This is a genomic window from Streptomyces sp. GbtcB7, from assembly GCF_019091445.1.
Classification (GTDB): Bacteria; Actinomycetota; Actinomycetes; order Streptomycetales; family Streptomycetaceae; genus Streptomyces; species Streptomyces mirabilis.
This window is the reverse complement of the sequence record NZ_JAGXJM010000003.1, coordinates 223810-240594: the sequence shown is the minus strand read 5'-3', so window position 1 is coordinate 240594 and position 16785 is coordinate 223810. Positions and strand designations below refer to the sequence as shown.

The 16785-nt window shown below is 71.6% G+C and carries 16 protein-coding genes; 13 read left to right on the top strand and 3 right to left on the bottom strand.

Annotation, left to right across the window (positions count from 1 at the left end):
• Positions 1 to 68 precede the first annotated feature (68 nt).
• Complete coding sequence (locus KVT44_RS06415; protein WP_099923734.1) at positions 69 to 575, top strand: sigma-70 family RNA polymerase sigma factor; 507 nt, start codon at positions 69 to 71, stop codon at positions 573 to 575.
• A 46-nt stretch (positions 576 to 621) separates the two neighbouring features.
• Entirely contained in the window at positions 622 to 1125 is a 504-nt protein-coding gene (locus tag KVT44_RS06410; RefSeq protein ID WP_075027603.1) for a GNAT family N-acetyltransferase, read from the top strand.
• A 62-nt stretch (positions 1126 to 1187) separates the two neighbouring features.
• Here the strand turns inward: KVT44_RS06410 and KVT44_RS06405 are convergent, their stop codons facing one another.
• The gene (locus tag KVT44_RS06405; RefSeq protein ID WP_097288849.1) at positions 1188 to 1562 is read right to left on the bottom strand and encodes a hypothetical protein; all 375 of its coding nucleotides are present in this window, start codon (positions 1560 to 1562) and stop codon (positions 1188 to 1190) included.
• 109 nt (positions 1563 to 1671) lie between these two features.
• Positions 1672 to 2031 (bottom strand): hypothetical protein, encoded by a 360-nt coding sequence (locus KVT44_RS06400; RefSeq protein ID WP_217566359.1) that lies wholly within the window; start codon positions 2029 to 2031, stop codon positions 1672 to 1674.
• A gap of 69 nt (positions 2032 to 2100) precedes the next feature.
• Here KVT44_RS06400 and KVT44_RS06395 point away from each other — a divergent pair, with 69 nt between their 5' ends.
• The 9 genes from KVT44_RS06395 (at position 2101) to KVT44_RS06355 (ending at position 14502) form a co-directional block, all read left to right on the top strand.
• Positions 2101 to 2748 (top strand): HAD family hydrolase, encoded by a 648-nt coding sequence (locus KVT44_RS06395; RefSeq protein WP_217566358.1) that lies wholly within the window; start codon positions 2101 to 2103, stop codon positions 2746 to 2748.
• Between the two features lie 375 nt (positions 2749 to 3123).
• Positions 3124 to 4158 (top strand): methionine ABC transporter ATP-binding protein, encoded by a 1035-nt coding sequence (locus KVT44_RS06390; RefSeq protein ID WP_217566357.1) that lies wholly within the window; start codon positions 3124 to 3126, stop codon positions 4156 to 4158.
• The gene (locus KVT44_RS06385) at positions 4155 to 4892 is read left to right on the top strand and encodes a methionine ABC transporter permease (protein WP_099923738.1); all 738 of its coding nucleotides are present in this window, start codon (positions 4155 to 4157) and stop codon (positions 4890 to 4892) included. Before KVT44_RS06390 ends, KVT44_RS06385 begins: the two co-directional genes overlap by 4 nt.
• A gap of 100 nt (positions 4893 to 4992) precedes the next feature.
• Complete coding sequence (locus tag KVT44_RS06380) at positions 4993 to 5823, top strand: MetQ/NlpA family ABC transporter substrate-binding protein (RefSeq protein ID WP_075027598.1); 831 nt, start codon at positions 4993 to 4995, stop codon at positions 5821 to 5823.
• Between the two features lie 164 nt (positions 5824 to 5987).
• A complete protein-coding gene (locus tag KVT44_RS06375) occupies positions 5988 to 6626 on the top strand; it encodes a GNAT family N-acetyltransferase (RefSeq protein ID WP_075027597.1) in 639 nt (212 codons plus the stop codon).
• A gap of 175 nt (positions 6627 to 6801) precedes the next feature.
• Entirely contained in the window at positions 6802 to 8013 is a 1212-nt protein-coding gene (gene cbiE, locus KVT44_RS06370; RefSeq protein ID WP_217566356.1) for a precorrin-6y C5,15-methyltransferase (decarboxylating) subunit CbiE, read from the top strand.
• Positions 8014 to 8358: 345 nt separating this feature from the next.
• Positions 8359 to 12168 (top strand): nicotinate-nucleotide--dimethylbenzimidazole phosphoribosyltransferase, encoded by a 3810-nt coding sequence (gene cobT / locus KVT44_RS06365; protein WP_217566355.1) that lies wholly within the window; start codon positions 8359 to 8361, stop codon positions 12166 to 12168.
• A gap of 206 nt (positions 12169 to 12374) precedes the next feature.
• Positions 12375 to 13619, top strand: a complete 1245-nt coding sequence (cobA, locus tag KVT44_RS06360; protein ID WP_217566354.1) for a uroporphyrinogen-III C-methyltransferase — start codon at positions 12375 to 12377, stop codon at positions 13617 to 13619.
• A gap of 64 nt (positions 13620 to 13683) precedes the next feature.
• Positions 13684 to 14502, top strand: coding sequence for an RNA methyltransferase (locus KVT44_RS06355; protein ID WP_060902351.1), 819 nt, complete (start codon positions 13684 to 13686; stop codon positions 14500 to 14502).
• Here the strand turns inward: KVT44_RS06355 and KVT44_RS06350 are convergent.
• Positions 14499 to 15851, bottom strand: a complete 1353-nt coding sequence (locus KVT44_RS06350) for a serine/threonine-protein kinase (RefSeq protein WP_254649033.1) — start codon at positions 15849 to 15851, stop codon at positions 14499 to 14501. The two genes, KVT44_RS06355 and KVT44_RS06350, sit on opposite strands and share 4 nt — an antisense overlap.
• 196 nt (positions 15852 to 16047) lie before the next feature.
• Here KVT44_RS06350 and KVT44_RS06345 point away from each other — a divergent pair, with 196 nt between their 5' ends.
• Both KVT44_RS06345 and KVT44_RS06340 read left to right on the top strand, forming a co-directional pair.
• A complete protein-coding gene (locus KVT44_RS06345) occupies positions 16048 to 16323 on the top strand; it encodes a hypothetical protein (protein ID WP_060902353.1) in 276 nt (91 codons plus the stop codon).
• A gap of 199 nt (positions 16324 to 16522) precedes the next feature.
• Positions 16523 to 16729, top strand: a complete 207-nt coding sequence (locus tag KVT44_RS06340; protein WP_054230606.1) for a hypothetical protein — start codon at positions 16523 to 16525, stop codon at positions 16727 to 16729.
• The last annotated feature ends 56 nt before the right edge of the window (positions 16730 to 16785 follow it).

Below are 16785 nucleotides of genomic sequence, written 5' to 3'. Positions count from 1 at the left end.
CACCCCGGATGGGGTGACAGTCCCCCGCCCCGGCAACCCTGTGCCGGGGCGGCGGCGTCCCGCCGCATATGACCCACGAGATGGTTTCCACCCTGCGTCCGCTGCTCGCCGCCGAGGCCTCGGCGGAAGGCTTTGCGTCCGGGACCGAACCGAGCGACCTCGAACAGGCCGTCTGGCTACGCCTCCTGGAGCGCCTCGACTCGGACGGGCCGCCCGTCGACCCGCAGGGCTGGTTGCGCCGCGCCGTGCGCTCCGAGGTCCGCCGCACCCGCCGTACGGCCCGGTACGAACGGCCGTACGTCTCCGAGCCCGCCGACGAGAGCGGGCCGGACCCCGAACAGCAGGTGATGACCGCCGACAGCCGGCGCGCCCTGCACGACGCGGTTCGTCGGCTGCCGGGCCGCTGCCCCAGCCTGATGGCGGCACTGCTCTCCCCGAAGGACCTCACCTATCGGGAGATCGCAGGCGAGTTGGGTATCTCACAGGGCAGTCTCGGTCCGGAACGTTCCAGATGCCTGGGATGTCTGCGTCGATTGCTCTCCCCGGTGGTTGCGGCCCGCGCACCACGGGGATAGGAGTGGGGGACGACCGGTGGAACAGGTGAGCGGGAGGCATGCACACATGGGCATGAGCGTGACCATCTCGGCGGCGACCGAGCAGGACGCAGAGCAGATCCTCAAGCTGCAGTACCTCTGCTACCAGAGCGAGGCCGAGCTGTACGGGGACTATGGCATCGAGCCGCTCACGCAGCCGCTCGACTCCCTCAGGGCGGAATTGGCGGACGGTACGGTCCTGGTGGCCAGGCTGGGCGAAGAAGTGGTGGCCTCGGTCCGCGGAGCCGTGGACCCGGACGGCACGGCCCGCATCAACAAGCTCATCGTCCATCCGCGCATGCAGCGCCACGGCCTGGGCGGGCGGCTGCTCGCCGCGATCGAGGCCACGCTCGCGACGGACGGCGCGGCCAAGTCCTTCCAGCTCTTCACCGGCCACCGCAGCGACCGCAACCTGCGGATGTACCGCAAGCACGGCTACGCGCAGGTCTCCACGGAGCGCGTCGACGAGCGGCTCACCCTGGTGACCCTGCAGAAGGGCGCCGACACGGGCGCGTTCGTGACCAGCGCCTGACCGGCGCCCGTGTTCTGGGCCCGAGCCACGGCTACGGGCCCGAGGTACGACTACGGCCCGAGCTATGCCGACCGGTCGGCCGTACGCGCCTTGCGCAACCAGTACATGGCCGACAGCGGCAGCAGCACCGGGATGAACAGATAGCCGATCCCGTAGTCCGACCACACGGTGGCGTCGGGGAAGGCGGACGGCTCGACCAGCGTCCAGGTCCCGACGGTCAACACGCCCACGAGCTCGGCGGCGCAGCACACCAGCGCCGCCCTGCGGGCCGTTTCGCCGCCGCGCACGAGTGAGTACGTGATGAAGCCGTAGACGAGGCCCGCGACCGCCGACAACGAGTAGGCGAGCGGGGCCTTGTCGAACTCCGTCGAGATCTGGACGGCGGAGCGCGACACGGCGCCGACGACCATCACGCCGTACAGCCAGAGCAGCAGCATGCCGGGGCCGCTGATCAGCCGGGTGCGCTTCTTCTCCCGACCCTCCTGGCTCTCCCGGCCCTCCTGATTCTCCTGAGGCGCGGTCCCGTTCTCCTCCGTGGCCGTCATCTCAGCCTCCCCAGATGTCATAGAGCCGCACCTCCAGTACGGCGAGGACGACTCCGCCGGCCGCCACCGTGATCGATCCCCAGCGGGTGCGCTCCGCCAGCGACATGAAGCCCGCGGCCGGAATGCACGCGAAGGCACCGAGCAGATACGCCACGAAGATCGTCGTGCCCTGGTCGGGCTTCTCGCCGCGCGCCAGCTGGACGATTCCGACCACCAGCTGGATCACGGCGAGCAGGGTCACCACGGCCATGGCGATGAAGTGCCAGTCCTTGGTGGGCTGATCACGGTAGGCGGCCCAGCCGCACCAGGCGGCGAGCGCGAGCGCGGCGACGGCGGTCGCGACCGTCAGGGCATCAAGCATGCCGTGACCCTATTACGGGCCAAAAGGCCCGATGCCCTCGCCCCCGGGCTGCCCCGTAGGGTCGAGCGCATGAAGATCCACGCTGATGCCCTGCTGTTCGACAACGACGGGACGCTCGTCTCATCCCTCGAGTCGGTGAACCGGTGCTGGACACGATGGGCGCGCGAGTACGGGATCACCGCGGAGGACTTCGCCCGGATCGAACTGCACGGCCGCCCCGCCGCCGAGATAGCCGCCGACCTGCTGCCCGCCGACCTCGTCCCCGAGGCCCTCGCGCGCATCGAACTGCTGGAGGTCGAGGACGTTCCCGGCGGCGTCGTCCTGCTCCCCGGCACCGCGGCGTTCCTCGACTCGCTGCCGGCCGACCGCTGGGCCGTCGTCACCTCCGCCACCCGTCGACTGGCCGAGGCCCGGCTCGCCGAGGTCGGTATCCGGCCCAAGACGCTGATCTCCGCCGACGACATCACCCGCGGCAAGCCCGACCCCGAGCCCTATCTCCTCGCCGCCCGTGAACTGGGCGTCGACCCGGCCCGCTGCGTCGTCTTCGAGGACGCCCCGGCGGGCCTGCAGGCAGGCCGCGCCGCCGGGATGACCACCGTGGCGTTGGCCACAACCCACGAGGCGTCCGAGCTGGACGCGGACCTCGTGGTGAAGGACCTCTCGGCCCTGTCCGCACTGGTCACCGGCCGGGGAATGGAGATCTCCACCCGCGGCTGAGAGGTGTCCACCGCTGTCCGCAATGCGGACAGCGGTTCTGGGTCCCGCCTGTACGTCTGCTTTACTTGATCCCATGACCACGACGAGCAACCGCATCCTTGCGACCGAGGCGACCATGACGCCCGGTGCTCGTTGTATGTGTCGAATGTGCGCCTTCTAGAGGGCCCCCGCACCACCGCCCCGTCTCGCGCCCCGAAGCGAGACCGCCGCGCCCTGTCCGTACCCCGTACGTGAGCGGCGCCGCCCCGCGCGCATGTTCTCCCCCGGATTCATCCGGTTCCATCGCCACCGCGAGAACCGTGTCGCGTTCCCGACCGAATGCACCCGTGCCGGCGCACACCCGCGCCCCGCACTCGACAGTGACGGAAACCCCCAGTGATCACGACAACGGGCCTCACCAAGGTCTACCGCTCGCGCGGCCGTGAAGTGACCGCCCTCGACGGCGTCGATCTGCACGTCCGCGAAGGAGAGGTGTACGGCGTCATCGGCCAGTCCGGCGCCGGCAAGTCCTCCCTCATCCGCTGCGTCAACCTCCTGGAGCGTCCCACCGCCGGCACGGTCACCGTCGCCGGACAGGACCTCACGGCGCTCGTCGGGCGCGGCCCCCGCGCGGGCAAGGAGCTCCGCCAGGCGCGCAGCCGTATCGGCATGGTCTTCCAGCACTTCAACCTGCTGTCCTCGCGCACCGTCCAGGACAACGTCGAGCTGCCGCTCGAAATCCTTGGCCTGTCGGGGAAGGAACGATCCTCCAAGGCGCTCGGGCTGCTCGACCTGGTCGGTCTCTCCGACAAGGCCAAGGCCTACCCCGCCCAGCTCTCCGGCGGCCAGAAGCAGCGCGTCGGCATCGCCCGCGCCCTGGCCGGCGACCCCAAGGTGCTGCTCTCCGACGAGGCCACCAGCGCCCTCGACCCCGAGACCACCCGCTCCATCCTCCAGCTCCTGCGCGACCTGAACCGACAGCTGGGCCTGACCGTCCTGCTCATCACCCACGAGATGGACGTCGTCAAGACGATCTGCGACTCGGCCGCGCTCATGGAGAACGGCCGCATCGTCGAGTCCGGCACCGTCAGCGAGCTGCTCGCGACCCCCGGCTCCGAACTCGCCGGGGCACTCTTCCCGGTGAGCGGCGAGCCGTCCGGCGACGACCGCACCGTCATCGACGTCACCTTCCACGGCGAGGCCGCGACCCAGCCCGTCATCTCGCAGCTCTCGCGCACGTACAACATCGACATCTCGATCCTCGGCGCCGCGATGGACACCGTCGCCGGCAAGCAGGTCGGCCGGATGCGCATCGAACTGCCCGGCCGCTACGAGGAGAACGTCGTGCCGATCGGATTCCTGCGCGAGCAGGGCCTGCAGATCGACATCCAGGGCCAGCAGCCCGTGCTCGTGCAGGACGGTGCCAAGTGACCTGGTCGGAGATGCAGCCCCTGCTGTCCCAGGCGTGTTGGGACACGCTCTACATGGTCGGCTGGTCCACGCTGATCGCGATCGTCGGCGGTCTGCCGCTCGGCGTTCTGCTCGTCCTGACCGACCGCGGCGGACTCCTGCAGAACGTCGTCGTGAACAAGGTCATCGGGCAGGTCGTGAACATCGCCCGCTCGCTGCCGTTCATCATCCTGATGGTCGCGCTGATGAACTTCACGCGCACGATCACGGGAACGACCATCGGACGCGAGGCGGCGATCGTGCCGCTCGCCGTGGGCGCGATCCCCTTCTTCGCGCGCCTGGTCGAGACGGCGGTCCGCGAAGTGGACGGCGGTCTCGTCGAGGCCGTGCAGTCGATGGGCGGCAACACCTGGACCGTCGTGCGCAAGGTGCTCGTACCTGAGTCGCTGCCGTCGCTGATCTCCTCCGCGACCACCACGATCGTCGCCCTCATCGGCTACTCCGCGATGGCCGGCACCGTCGGCGCCGGCGGCCTCGGCGACATCGCCATCCGCTACGGCTACCAGCGCTTCGAGACCGGACTCATGTGGATCACCGTGGCGATCCTCGCGGTCGTCATCTCCCTCATCCAGTTCGCCGGCGACTACGCGGCCCGCACCCTGCACCGACGCGGCGGCCACTCCGGCGCCGCCCCGAAGCTGCGGCTGCTGAAGGCCAGGGAGCCCGCCACCGCGGAGGTCGGCAAGGTCGCCTGAGACCGCCCGAACACCCCCTCCGGTTCTCTCCCCCCACCCGCAGATTTCCCCGTAACCACCCACCACGGGGTCGCTCCACCCTTAAGGAAAGGCACTTTTCGTGCGTAACACCGCCAAGATCACCACCGCAGTCCTCGCCGCCGGAGCCCTCACCCTCGGCCTCTCCGCCTGCGGCTCGGACAAGAGCAGCAGCGCCTCCGACACCAGCGGCCCGCTGGTCGTGGCCGCGAGCCCCACCCCGCACGCCGAGATCCTCGACTACATCAAGGACAACCTGGCGAAGAAGGCCGGCCTCGACCTGCAGGTCAAGGAGTTCACGGACTACGTCACGCCGAACACGGCGACCGAGGACGGGTCCGTCGGCGCCAACTACTTCCAGAACCAGCCGTACCTCGACGACTTCAACAAGAAGAACGGCACCCACATCGTGCCCGTCGTCACGGTCCACCTGGAACCGCTCGGTCTCTACTCCCACAAGATCAAGAAGACCGACGAGCTCAAGAGCGGTGCGACGGTCGCCGTCCCGAACGACACGGTCAACGAGGCACGGGCGCTCAAGCTGCTCGCCTCCAAGGGGCTCATCACGCTCAAGGACGGCGCGGGCAACAGCGCGACCACCCAGGACATCGCGAAGAACCCGAAGAACCTCAAGTTCAAGGAGCTGGAGGCGGCCCAGACCCCGCGCTCCCTGGACGATGTCGACGCCGCGGTGATCAACGGCAACTACGCCATCTCGTCCGGCCTCAAGCCGGCCAAGGACGCGCTCTTCCTGGAGTCCGCGACGAACAACCCCTACGGCAACTTCCTCGCCGTCAAGAAGGGCAACGAGAGCGACCCGCGGGTGAAGAAGCTCGCCAAGCTCCTGACCTCGCCGGAGGTCAAGAAGTTCATCGAGGACAAGTACGCCGGTTCGGTCATCCCGTCGTTCTAGTTCCGGTCATCCCGTCGTTCCGGTCGGGTCACCGTACGGGGTCCACTCCATCACTCGGAGTGGACCCCGTGGTGCAGTTCGGTGGCCTCATGCTGCATGCTGGGCAGTTCAGCGGGCCCGAAGGATCCGAGGGCCCGACGTCCCCGACGGTTACGGAGCGGCGCATGACCAGCACCTTCCCCGACATCTCCATCAGCACGGAGCGGTTGGTCCTGCGTGCGCTCGACGAGGACGACGTCCCCTCCCTGGCCGCGATGATGAACGACGAGCAGGTCGGGGCCTGGACCGACGTGCCCCAGCCCTACACCGAGGACGCGGCCCGCACCTGGATCACCGAGTACGCGCCCACCGAACGCACGGCGGGCCGGGGACTCGACCTCGCCGTCACCGAGTTCCTCACCCAGCGCCTGGTCGGCATCGTGCAACTCGCCAAGACCAACTGGCATGTGCGCTCCACCGAACTGTCGTACGTCATCGCCCCCTGGGCCCGCGGCGAGGGCTACGCCTCCGAGGCGGCGCTCGCCACCGCCCAATGGCTCTTCCGGGACCAGAAGTTCGAGCGCATCGAACTGCGCACGGCGGCCGACAACACCGCCTCCCAGCAGGTAGCCCAGAAGATCGGCTGCATCAGCGAGGGCGTCCTGCGCAACGCCTGTATAGCGCACACCCGCACCGAGGACGGCCGCTGGGTGGACCTGCGCACCGACTTCATCGTCTGGAGCCTCCTCCCGGAGGACCTCGACGGAGTCGGCGACCAGCTCGCCGACACGGGTGGTTTCACGTCGTTCTCCGACTGGAACTGAACCGGCGGGATTCCCCGCGCCGAATCCGGGGGACGTCCCGCAGCGCGTTCCGAAGAACCGCTCCCACCCGGCAGCGACCTGTACGCCCGCACCCAGCAAGACCAGGTACCCTCACGGAGCCCGCCCGCGGGCTGCCCACCGACGACCTGCGAAAACCTTCTGGAGACTGACGACGATGGCCGACCGGGTCACGGTGATCGGCTGGGACGGCTCGCCCTTGACCGCCGCGGCGCGCTCCGCCCTCGGCGCGGCCACCCTGGTGGCCGGAGCGGCGCATCACCTGGCGCTCCCCGAGGTACCCCGGGCCGCCGAACGCATCCGCCTCGGCAGCGTCTCCCTCGCCGCCCGCCGCATCGCGGGCCACCGCGGCAGCGCCGTCGTACTCGCCGACGGCGACCCCGGCTTCTTCGGAGTCGTACGCACCCTGCGTGCCCCCGAGTTCGGCCTGGAGGTCGAAGTCGTGCCCGCCGTCTCCTCGGTCGCCGCCGCCTTCGCCCGCGCCGGCATGCCCTGGGACGACGCACAGGTGGTCGTGGCGCACCGTCGCACCCTGCGCCGCGCGGTGAACGTCTGCCGTGCCCACACCAAGGTCGCCGTCCTCACCTCGCCCGGCGCCGGCCCCGCCGAACTCGGCCTGCTCCTCGAAGGAGTCCACCGCACCTTCGTCATCTGCGAGGAACTCGGCACCACGAGCGAGCGGGTCACCATCCTCACCTCCGACAAGGCCGCCGACCACACCTGGCGCGACCCGAACGTCGTCATCGTCATCGGCGGTTTCGTGGCCGCCGCCGAGGACGGCGGCTGGATCGCCGGACGCGACCCGGGCACCGGACCGCGCGGCTGGGCGCTGCCCGCCCAGGCGTACGGCGGCGCACTGGGCGAAGGCGAAACGGATCTGCTGCGCGCCGCCCAACTCGCCCGGCTGGGCCCGCGCGTCGGAGACCTCGTGTGGGACATCGGCTCCGGCAGCGGCGCCTTCGCCACCGAGGCGGCGCGCACCGGCGCGGCGGTCATCGCCGTCGACCGCAACCCCGGCTCCTGCGCCCGCACCGAGGACTCCGCGCGCCGCTACGGCGTCCAGATGCAGATCGTGCACGGCACCGCGCCGCACGTTCTGGAGAACCTCCCCGAACCCGACGTCGTACGTGTCGGCGGCGGGGGAGTGCAGGTCGTCTCGGCCGTCGCCGACCGCCGTCCGCAGCGCATCGTGACGCACGCGGCGACCCGCGACGCGGCCGAACTCGTGGGACGTGATCTCAGCGAGCACGGATATCAGGTCGAATGCGCCCTCATTCAGTCCGTCGAACTCGACACAAGAGCCTGGACGGAGACCGAGCGGAGCGTCGCGTTCCTGCTCACGGGCCGTCTGCCCGATCGCAACCCGTGATCCTGTTGTCGTACCGCGCGCGGTAGGCTGGCCGATCGTTGTACCGCTCCCGGGCGATCGGCCTTTCGTAGGCCAATGTCCGGAAAACGCGCCCGTTTTGAGGCGTGTGTGGTACGGCAGAACCTGAGGACGCGCAACGTGGCGCAGTCCACAGCGGGCCGTCGCGGATCAAGCTGTCGCGAGGGTCGGACGACCGGGACAATGCCTGTTAATGGCTTTGTCGTCTTTGTTGGCCGGTCGTTCGTGCCGCTGGGCACGCACGCTCGTTCTTCACTGCGGGGCGGTCGGTGCGCCGTTCCGGGCGAGCAGGACTTGGAAGCACTAACCGATGGGCGAGGGGTACGCATGACCGACACCGGCCAGGTCCCGGGCGAGGGACTGCCGGAGAACGCAGGCATGGTGGAGCAGCCGGGCGTCCCCGCCCCGGGCGCGTACACCTTCCTCGACCCCTCCGAGAACCCCGCCGAGGACGACGACCTGCTTCTCATGCCGGGCGCACAGGGAGCATGGGGCAACGAGGTGGCCCCGCCGCCCCCGCAGCCCCTCGTCGAGGAGCAGCCTCTCGTCCATGAGCCGGGTCCGCACGAGACGGCCGGCCGGGACAGCGGTTCACTCGACCTCAGTGGCGTCCGCGTACCCGGCCCCGCGCCCGCCCCGCAGCCGACGGCTCCGCGCCGTCCGCTGCACCTCGGGCCGCCGACTCCGGACGGCTCCGCGAGCCCGGTGCGCTCGCTCGCCGACCGCGGCCCCGCCGCCGCGCCCATGGCCACCCCGATGAACCCCATGACTCCCCCAACTCCGGTCCGGCACGCGGGTCCCCCGACGACCGGTCCCGAGTACCTCGACGTGTCGCAGCTCTCCGAGATCCCGCCGCAGGGCGCGGTGCCGTGGGGAGCGCCGCCGGTGGGTCCCGAGGGGCCGGCTGAAGAAACGGTCGTCCCGTCGGCCGTCCAGGGCCCCGAGGCCGGAGCGGTCGCCGAGGCGCTGACGGTGCCGGAGACGGCGCCGGTCGCGGAGGCCGCCGAGCCCGCGGAATTCGCCCCGGTTCCCCAGGCCGCGGAGGCGGCCGAGGGGGCCGAGGCTCAGGGATTCGCGCAGGCGCCCCAGGCTCCGGAGGCCGCCCACATGCCCGAGGTGTCGGAGGGTCACTTCGTCCAGCAGGCGGTGGAGGTCGCGCCGAGCCCCGAGACCGGGCCGAGCCTTGAGGCCGAGCAGAGCTTCGAGGCCGAGCAGAGCTTCGAGGTGGCGCCGGGCCCCGAGGCCGGGCCCGCGCCGGACGGCTTCCCGGCCCCCGAGATCCCGGCGGCCACCGCCGCTTCGGCGCCCTTCCCGGTCGCCCAGGACCTCCCGCACCTGGCCCCGACCGCGGACGACACCGCCGGGCACCTTGCCGACATCCCGGTACAGGTTTCCGAGGCGGGGGAGCACTTGGCGACCGAGCCGGTGCTCCAGCCCGCGCAGGACCCGCAGTCGACGCCCGCGGCCGAGCCGCAGGCCACCGAACAGGCCCCCCAACTCGCGGACCAGGCCACCCACCTCGCCGAGCCCGTCGCCCACGCGGTGGACCAGGCGTCACCGTTCCCGGCCCAGGACGCCCGGTTCCCGGAAGCAGGTGTCCACACCCCGGAACCCGTGGTCCAGTCGGCGAACAGCGGCGTGGAGCCCGCGTCCCTCGCGGAGGCCGCGCGGCCCGAGTTCGCCCCGGAGCCCCTCGTGGTGTCCGCCGCCCACGCGGCCGCCGAGGCCCAGGCACAGGTGGCGCACGCCGCGCACGACTCGTACGGGCAGGCACTCCCCGGCGTCGAGGCCTTCCCGGTCCAGGCCGCGCAGTTCGTGGCCCCCGCCGAGGCCCACGCCGCGTTCGCCGAGGCCGGTGCCGGTGTACCGGTCGGCGTCGCCGCCCACGCACAGGCGCCGCACGCGGCCACGAACCAGTCGCACGGCGAGCACCGCCCCGGCGACACGGCAGGCGCACCCGGATTCCAGGGCGCCCCTCTGGACTCCGCCGCGGACCAGTCCCTCGGCCAGTTCGTGCCCGTCGAGGGCACGGTGCCGACGACCCCGCACCTGGCCCCGACCCCGCCGCACGCCATGACCGTGCCGCCGCTGCCCACGGAGGAGCGGCCTTCGGTCGATGAGCCTCCGGTCGAAGAGCCCCCGGTGGCGGCGGAAGCGGTGGCGGTGGAGAGCCGGGAGGCTCCCCTCGCCCCTCTCGCCGAGGCGGAGCCCGCCATCGAGGCGGAGCCCGTCGCCCAGGTTCCCGCGCCCCGCGAGGCCGAAGCCGAGACATCCCCCGTACCGGAGCCGTTCGAGGCGGACCCGGAGCCCGTAGTAGTCGCACAGCAAGCGGACGACCTGGACACCCAGGTCGCCGACCAGGAAGAGAGCACGGCCGCAGTGGAAGACGCACGAGAGTCCACCGGCCCCGCGGCCCCCGGCTACGACGACGCCGAGCGCGAGGCCGTGCTGCGCGTGATGCGCGAACGCCGCGACATCCGCAACGGCTTCCGCAGCGACCCGATCCCGCACGACGTGCTGCTGCGGGTCCTGGAGGCCGCGCACACCGCACCGTCCGTCGGCCACTCCCAGCCCTGGGACTTCGTCGTCATCCGCTCCGACGAGACCCGGCGCACGATGCACGAACTGGCCGCCCGTCAGCGCGAGGCGTACGCCAAGTCGCTGCCCAAGGGGCGCGCGAAGCAGTTCAAGGAACTGAAGATCGAGGCCATCCTCGACACCCCGGTGAACATCGTCGTCACCGCCGACCCGACCCGCGGCGGCCGTCACACCCTGGGCCGTCACACCCAGCCCCAGATGGCCCCGTACTCCTCCGCGCTCGCGGTCCAGAACCTGTGGCTCGCGGCCCGCGCCGAGGGCCTCGGCGTCGGCTGGGTCAGCTTCTTCGACGAGCGCGAGATGGTCCGCGCCCTCGGCCTGCCCGAGCACCTGGACGTGGTGGCGTACCTCTGCGTCGGCTACGTCGACGAGTTCCCCGAGGAGCCCGAGCTGATGCAGGCCGGCTGGTCCAAGCGCCGCCCGCTGTCCTGGGTCGTGCACGAGGAGACGTACGGCCGTCGCGCGCTGCCCGGTGAGGAGCCGCACGACCTGCTCGCCGAGACGGTCTCCAACATCCGCCCGCTGGACGCCAAGGCGCTCGGCGAGGCGTGGGAGCGCCAGAAGCGGATGACCAAGCCCGCGGGCGCGCTCGGCATGCTGGAGATCATCTCCGCGCAGCTGTCCGGCCTGTCCCGGATGTGCCCGCCGCCGATCCCGGAGCCCGCCGCCGTCGCGATCTTCGCGGGCGACCACGGCGTGCACGCCCAGGGCGTCACCCCCTGGCCGCAGGAGGTCACCGGCCAGATGGTGGCCAACTTCCTGGGCGGCGGCGCGGTCTGCAACGCCTTCGCCAACCAGGTGGGCGCCGAGGTCTGCGTCATCGACGTGGGCGTCGCCTCCGACCTCCCCGCGACCCCGGGTCTCCTCCCGCGCAAGGTCCGCGCGGGCACCGCCGACATGACGACCGGCCCCGCGATGACCCGCGAAGAGGTCACGGCCGCCATCGAGGTGGGCATCGAGACGGCCCGCGACCTCGTGGCGGCAGGCAACAAGGCCCTGCTGACCGGCGAGATGGGCATCGCCAACACCACGGCGTCGGCGGCCCTGATCTCCGTCTTCACGGACACCGACCCGTCCGAGGTGACCGGCCGCGGCACCGGCATCAACGACGAGACCCTCGCCCGCAAGACCGAGGTCGTGCGCCGCGCCATCGAACTCCACCAGCCGGACCCGGCCGACCCCATCGGCGTCCTCGCCGCGATCGGCGGCCTCGAACACGCCGCCATGGTCGGCCTGCTCCTCGGTGGAGCCTCCCTGCGTACGCCGGTAATCCTGGACGGCGTCAGCGCCGGCGCCGCCGCCCTCGTGGCCCGCGCCATCGCCCCCGAGGTCCTCGCGGCCTGCATCGCGGGTCACCGCAGCGCCGAGCCCGGCCACGTCGCCGCCCTGAACAAACTGGGCCTGCGCCCCCTGGTCGACCTGGACCTGCGCCTCGGCGAGGGCACGGGCGCCCTGCTGGCGCTGCCGGTGGTCCAGAGCGCGGCGAGGGCGATGCACGAGGTGGCGACGTTCGACTCCGCAGGGGTCACCGAGAAGTAGCCCGACGACGCACCCGCTCGTGCGGGGTGCGGGGGCGCGGCCCCCGCACGCGGCGGAGCCGCACAGCGTCACTGCCGGGACGGGACGGGGCGGGCTCGGGGAAGGAGCCCCTCCCGCCCCCGCCGTATCGTGGACCCGCACTCAAAACAGCACGTCAAGGCCGCTCCAGCCGAGCGCAGCGGCCCCGTACGAGGAGCCGCACCGCCATGGCCGAAAACCCCGCCTACCCCGTAGGCCTCCGCCTCACCGGTCGCCGCGTAGTCGTCCTCGGCGGCGGCCAGGTCGCCCAGCGCCGCCTCCCGGCGCTCATCGCGGCGGGCGCGGACATCCACCTCGTGTCACCCGAGGCCACCCCCTCCGTCGAGGCGATGGTGGACGCGGGCGAGATCACCTGGACGAAGCGCCCGTACGAGGACGGCGACCTCGCCGACGCCTGGTACGCCCTGATCGCGACCAGTGACCGGCAGGCGAACACGGACGCCTCCGCCGAGGCGGAGCGCCACCGCGTCTGGTGCGTCCGCTCCGACGACGCCGACGCGGCGACCGCCTGGACCCCGGCCACCGGTCACAGCGAGGGCGTCACGGTCGCCGTCCTCACCACGAACGCCAAGGGCCGCGACCCCCGCCACACCGCCGCGATCCGCGACGCGGTGGTCGAGGGGCTGCGCGACGGGACCCTCGTGGCGCCCCACCACCGCACCCGCACCCCGGGTGTCGCCCTGGTCGGTGGCGGTCCCGGCGACCCCGACCTGATCACGGTCCGCGGCCGGCGACTGCTCGCCGAGGCCGACGTGGTCATCGCCGACCGCCTGGGCCCGCGCGACCTGCTCGCCGAACTCCCGCCGCACGTCGAGGTGATCGACGCGGCGAAGATCCCCTACGGCCGGTACATGGCCCAGGAGGCCATCAACAACGCGCTCATCGAGCACGCGAAGCAGGGCAAGTCGGTCGTCCGGCTCAAGGGCGGCGACCCGTTCGTCTTCGGCCGTGGCATGGAGGAGGCCCAGGCGCTCGCCGAGGCGGGCATCGCCTGCACGGTCGTCCCCGGCATCTCCAGTTCGATCTCGGTGCCGGGTGCTGCCGGTATCCCGGTCACCCACCGGGGTGTCGCACATGAGTTCACCGTGGTCAGTGGTCATGTCGCCCCTGACGACGAGCGATCCCTCGTCGACTGGCCGGCCCTCGCCCGGCTGCGCGGCACGCTCGTCGTCCTCATGGGCGTCGACAAGATCGGCCGGATCGCCGAGACCCTGATCGCGCACGGCAAGTCGGCCGACACCCCGGTCGCCCTGGTCCAGGAAGGCACGACCGCCGCCCAGCGCCGCGTCGACGCGACCCTGGCCACGGTCGCCGAGACCGTACGCGCCGAGGACGTGAAGCCCCCGGCGGTGATCGTCATCGGCGAGGTCGTGAACGTGGGTGTGCACAGCCCGCTGAACGCTTCCGAGTAACCACCGGTAACCCAACCCGTGCCCAGCCGTTGGCACCGCACCCAGGACAAGGCAGTATCACCCTGTGGCCGATCTCATCACCGTTGAGAACCCCGACGACCCGCGTCTGCGTGACTACACGGGCCTGACCGACGTGGAGCTGCGCCGCAAGCGCGAACCCGTCGAGGGCCTGTTCATCGCCGAGGGCGAGAAGGTCATCAGACGCGCCAAGGACGCCGGGTACGAGATGCGCTCGATGCTCCTGTCCGCCAAGTGGGTCGACGTCATGCGCGATGTCATCGACGAGCTCCCGGCCCCGGTGTACGCGGTCAGCCCGGAGCTCGCCGAACAGGTGACCGGCTACCACGTGCACCGCGGCGCGCTCGCGTCCATGCAGCGCAAGCCGCTGCCGACGGCCGAGGAACTCCTGCGGTCCGCGCGCCGGGTGGTCGTCATGGAGGCGGTCAACGACCACACCAACATCGGCGCGATCTTCCGCTCCGCCGCGGCCCTCGGCATGGACGCGGTGCTGCTCTCCCCGGACTGCGCGGACCCGCTCTACCGCCGCTCCGTGAAGGTCTCGATGGGCGCGGTCTTCTCGGTCCCGTACGCCCGTCTCGAGACCTGGCCCAAGGGCCTGGAGACGGTCCGCGACGCCGGCTTCAACCTGCTCGCCCTCACCCCGGACGAGAAGGCGAGGTCCCTGGACGAGGCGGCCCCGCACCGGATGGACCGGGTCGCGCTGATGCTGGGCGCGGAGGGCGACGGCCTGTCCACGAAGGCCCTGATGGCGGCGGACGAATGGGTCCGCATCCCGATGGCCCACGGCGTCGACTCGCTCAACGTCGGCGCGGCGGCCGCGGTCGCCTTCTACGCGGTCGCGACGGGCCGTCCCCAGCTCTAGACCGGCTCCGCAGCGACCTGGACCCGGCCCCAGGGCCTGTCCGGTCGGCTCCGGTGCTGCTCGGCCATCAGATCGCCGGACGGTGGCGCGTACGACGACTGCCCCTGTCGTACGTCCTTGCGCGTGCCCCCGTCGTCCAGCCCGCGGGCCGGCCCCTGGCAGCCCTGCGCCGCCGCGATGCCCAGCGCGACGAGCAGCGTCACCACGACGAACACGAAGAGCCGCTGACGCAGCAGTCGCGGATTGGCCGGCCGCCGTCCGGTCCCCGTGGTCCGGGGCGCGGGACGCCCGGCGCCGCTGCGGGGCGCGGGCCTGCTGCCGGAGCGTCCGGTACCCCGGGCGGGCGCGGGTCGCGCACCCGACTGCGACGGCCGTGAGCCCCCGTTGGTGCCGCCCGTGCGCGGCGGCGGTGTGCCCTGCGGGCGGCGCTGAGTGGGCTGCTCGGCGTACTGATCGGCGAGGCGCCCCGTCGGCCGGTCGGGATCATTGCGCTGCGCGGGCGGGCGGACGTCCGCCATGCCCTGCGTCTCGCGGGCCGCGATCTCCTTGAGCCGCAGGGAGAGTTGGAGCGTGCTGGGACGCTCCTCGGGGTCCTTGGCCAGACATGCGCGGACGAGCGGAGCCAACGCGTCCGGAACTCCGTGCAGCTGCGGTTCCTCGTGCACCACTCGGTACAGCATCACCTCGGAACTGCCGTGCCCGAAGGGCGAGTCGTTGGTCGCCGCGTACGCCAGCGTGGCGCCGAGCGCGAACACGTCGGTGGCCGGGGTGACGGCGGCGCCGCGCACCTGCTCGGGCGCGAGGAACCCGGGCGAGCCGACCGCCGTACCGACGTGCGTCAGGGTGCTCGCCCCCGTCGCCCAGGCGATGCCGAAGTCGATGATCCGCGGCCCCTTCGGGGACAGCAGGATGTTGGACGGCTTGAGGTCCCGGTGCACGACACCGGCCTCGTGCACGGCGACGAGCCCCTCGGAGAGCGCGGCCCCGACGGCGGCCACGTCGGCGGCCGACATCGGGCCCTCCTCGGCGACCTTGTCGTGCAGCGAGGGCCCCGGCACGTACTGCGTGGCGAACCACGGCCGGTCCGCCTCGAGATCGGCGGCCACGAGCCGCGCCGTGCAGCCGCCCCTGATCCGCCGGGCCGCCGAGACCTCGCGGGCGAACCGCGACCGGAACTCCTGATCCTCCGCCAGATCCGGTCGGATCACCTTCAGCGCGACCCGCTGGCCACGGCGGTCGGAGCCCAGGTAGACCACGCCCATTCCACCCGCGCCGAGCCGTCTGTGAAGCCTGAACGAGCCGACGACACGCGGGTCCTCGCGCCTCAGGCGCATCATCGCCATGTCCATCCCCGCTGCCCGGTCCGTTTGACGAGCCACAGCTTACGTTTCCGCGGCCGGGTGCGCGCAGAGGCCGCGCCCTCACGGCCCGATCGATTGTCAGTGCCGGGTGGGAAACTTGAAAGACGGTCAGGGAATGCAAGAACACGGCTGCCTTGGGCTGCCCGTGATCCCAACCGTCCGTCGCAGAAGGGGGATTGAACCTGTGAAGGGTGATCGCGTGGAGATAGTCGTGGACGCCGGGGACACGACGCGTACGTACGAGGTGGTGGCGAGCAGGGCGGGTCGCAGAGTGGAGACCGCGGTGCGCCGGGGGGTGGTGGAAGTGAGCGAAGTCACCCGAAGCGGATCAGTGGTGCGCACCGCCCGCTTCATGGCGACCCGGGTGCTGGCGCTGGTCGAGCAGCCGGTGCCGAGGGAGGACAGCTCGGAACAGTCCGGGCACACCGGACGCCCCCTCCGGGAAGACCCTGAGACCTAGGTCCTCATCTCCACCCAGGGGAGTACATCGCAGGTCATCGCTCATCCTCCGGGAGGCCCGGCAATCGGTACGAGGGCATGACGACCGATCGCCGCCGCACCCATAGATTTGAGGTCAAGCGGCGGGTGCAGCACTCGTCCCCCGAGGTCAGACACCCGCCGCTGCCAAACCACATAGATGCTCGGTCAGGAGAGGGACCATGGCCCACACGGCACCGCGGACGGCGATCCGCACAGGACGCAAGGCGTACAGCGCAGCGTTCCGCCCGCGTCGTCAGGGTCAGCGCCACCCCTTGGTGGCGACAGCGATGGTCCTTCCTCTGGCGGCCCTGCTCGTAGTCGTCTTCGGCGGCTGGGACGCGGTGGTCACACAAGCGTCGTCCGTGGGCGTGATGCTGGGGCGCTGAGCGGCGCCCCAGGCCCGGAAGAGCGGTCCGGGCGGGGACATCCGGCCATGAAACCC

Coding starts and splice junctions, on each gene's coding strand:
- KVT44_RS06375 (WP_075027597.1), top strand. CDS start 5,988: ATGACCAGCACCTTCCCCGACATCTCCATCAGCACGGAGCGGTTGGTC.
- cobA (WP_217566354.1), top strand. CDS start 12,375: ATGGCCGAAAACCCCGCCTACCCCGTAGGCCTCCGCCTCACCGGTCGC.
- KVT44_RS06410 (WP_075027603.1), top strand. CDS start 622: ATGGGCATGAGCGTGACCATCTCGGCGGCGACCGAGCAGGACGCAGAG.
- KVT44_RS06405 (WP_097288849.1), bottom strand. CDS start 1,562: ATGCTGCTGCTCTGGCTGTACGGCGTGATGGTCGTCGGCGCCGTGTCG.
- KVT44_RS06415 (WP_099923734.1), top strand. CDS start 69: ATGACCCACGAGATGGTTTCCACCCTGCGTCCGCTGCTCGCCGCCGAG.
- KVT44_RS06400 (WP_217566359.1), bottom strand. CDS start 2,031: ATGCTTGATGCCCTGACGGTCGCGACCGCCGTCGCCGCGCTCGCGCTC.
- KVT44_RS06395 (WP_217566358.1), top strand. CDS start 2,101: ATGAAGATCCACGCTGATGCCCTGCTGTTCGACAACGACGGGACGCTC.
- cbiE (WP_217566356.1), top strand. CDS start 6,802: ATGGCCGACCGGGTCACGGTGATCGGCTGGGACGGCTCGCCCTTGACC.
- cobT (WP_217566355.1), top strand. CDS start 8,359: ATGACCGACACCGGCCAGGTCCCGGGCGAGGGACTGCCGGAGAACGCA.
- KVT44_RS06340 (WP_054230606.1), top strand. CDS start 16,523: ATGGCCCACACGGCACCGCGGACGGCGATCCGCACAGGACGCAAGGCG.
- KVT44_RS06350 (WP_254649033.1), bottom strand. CDS start 15,851: ATGGACATGGCGATGATGCGCCTGAGGCGCGAGGACCCGCGTGTCGTC.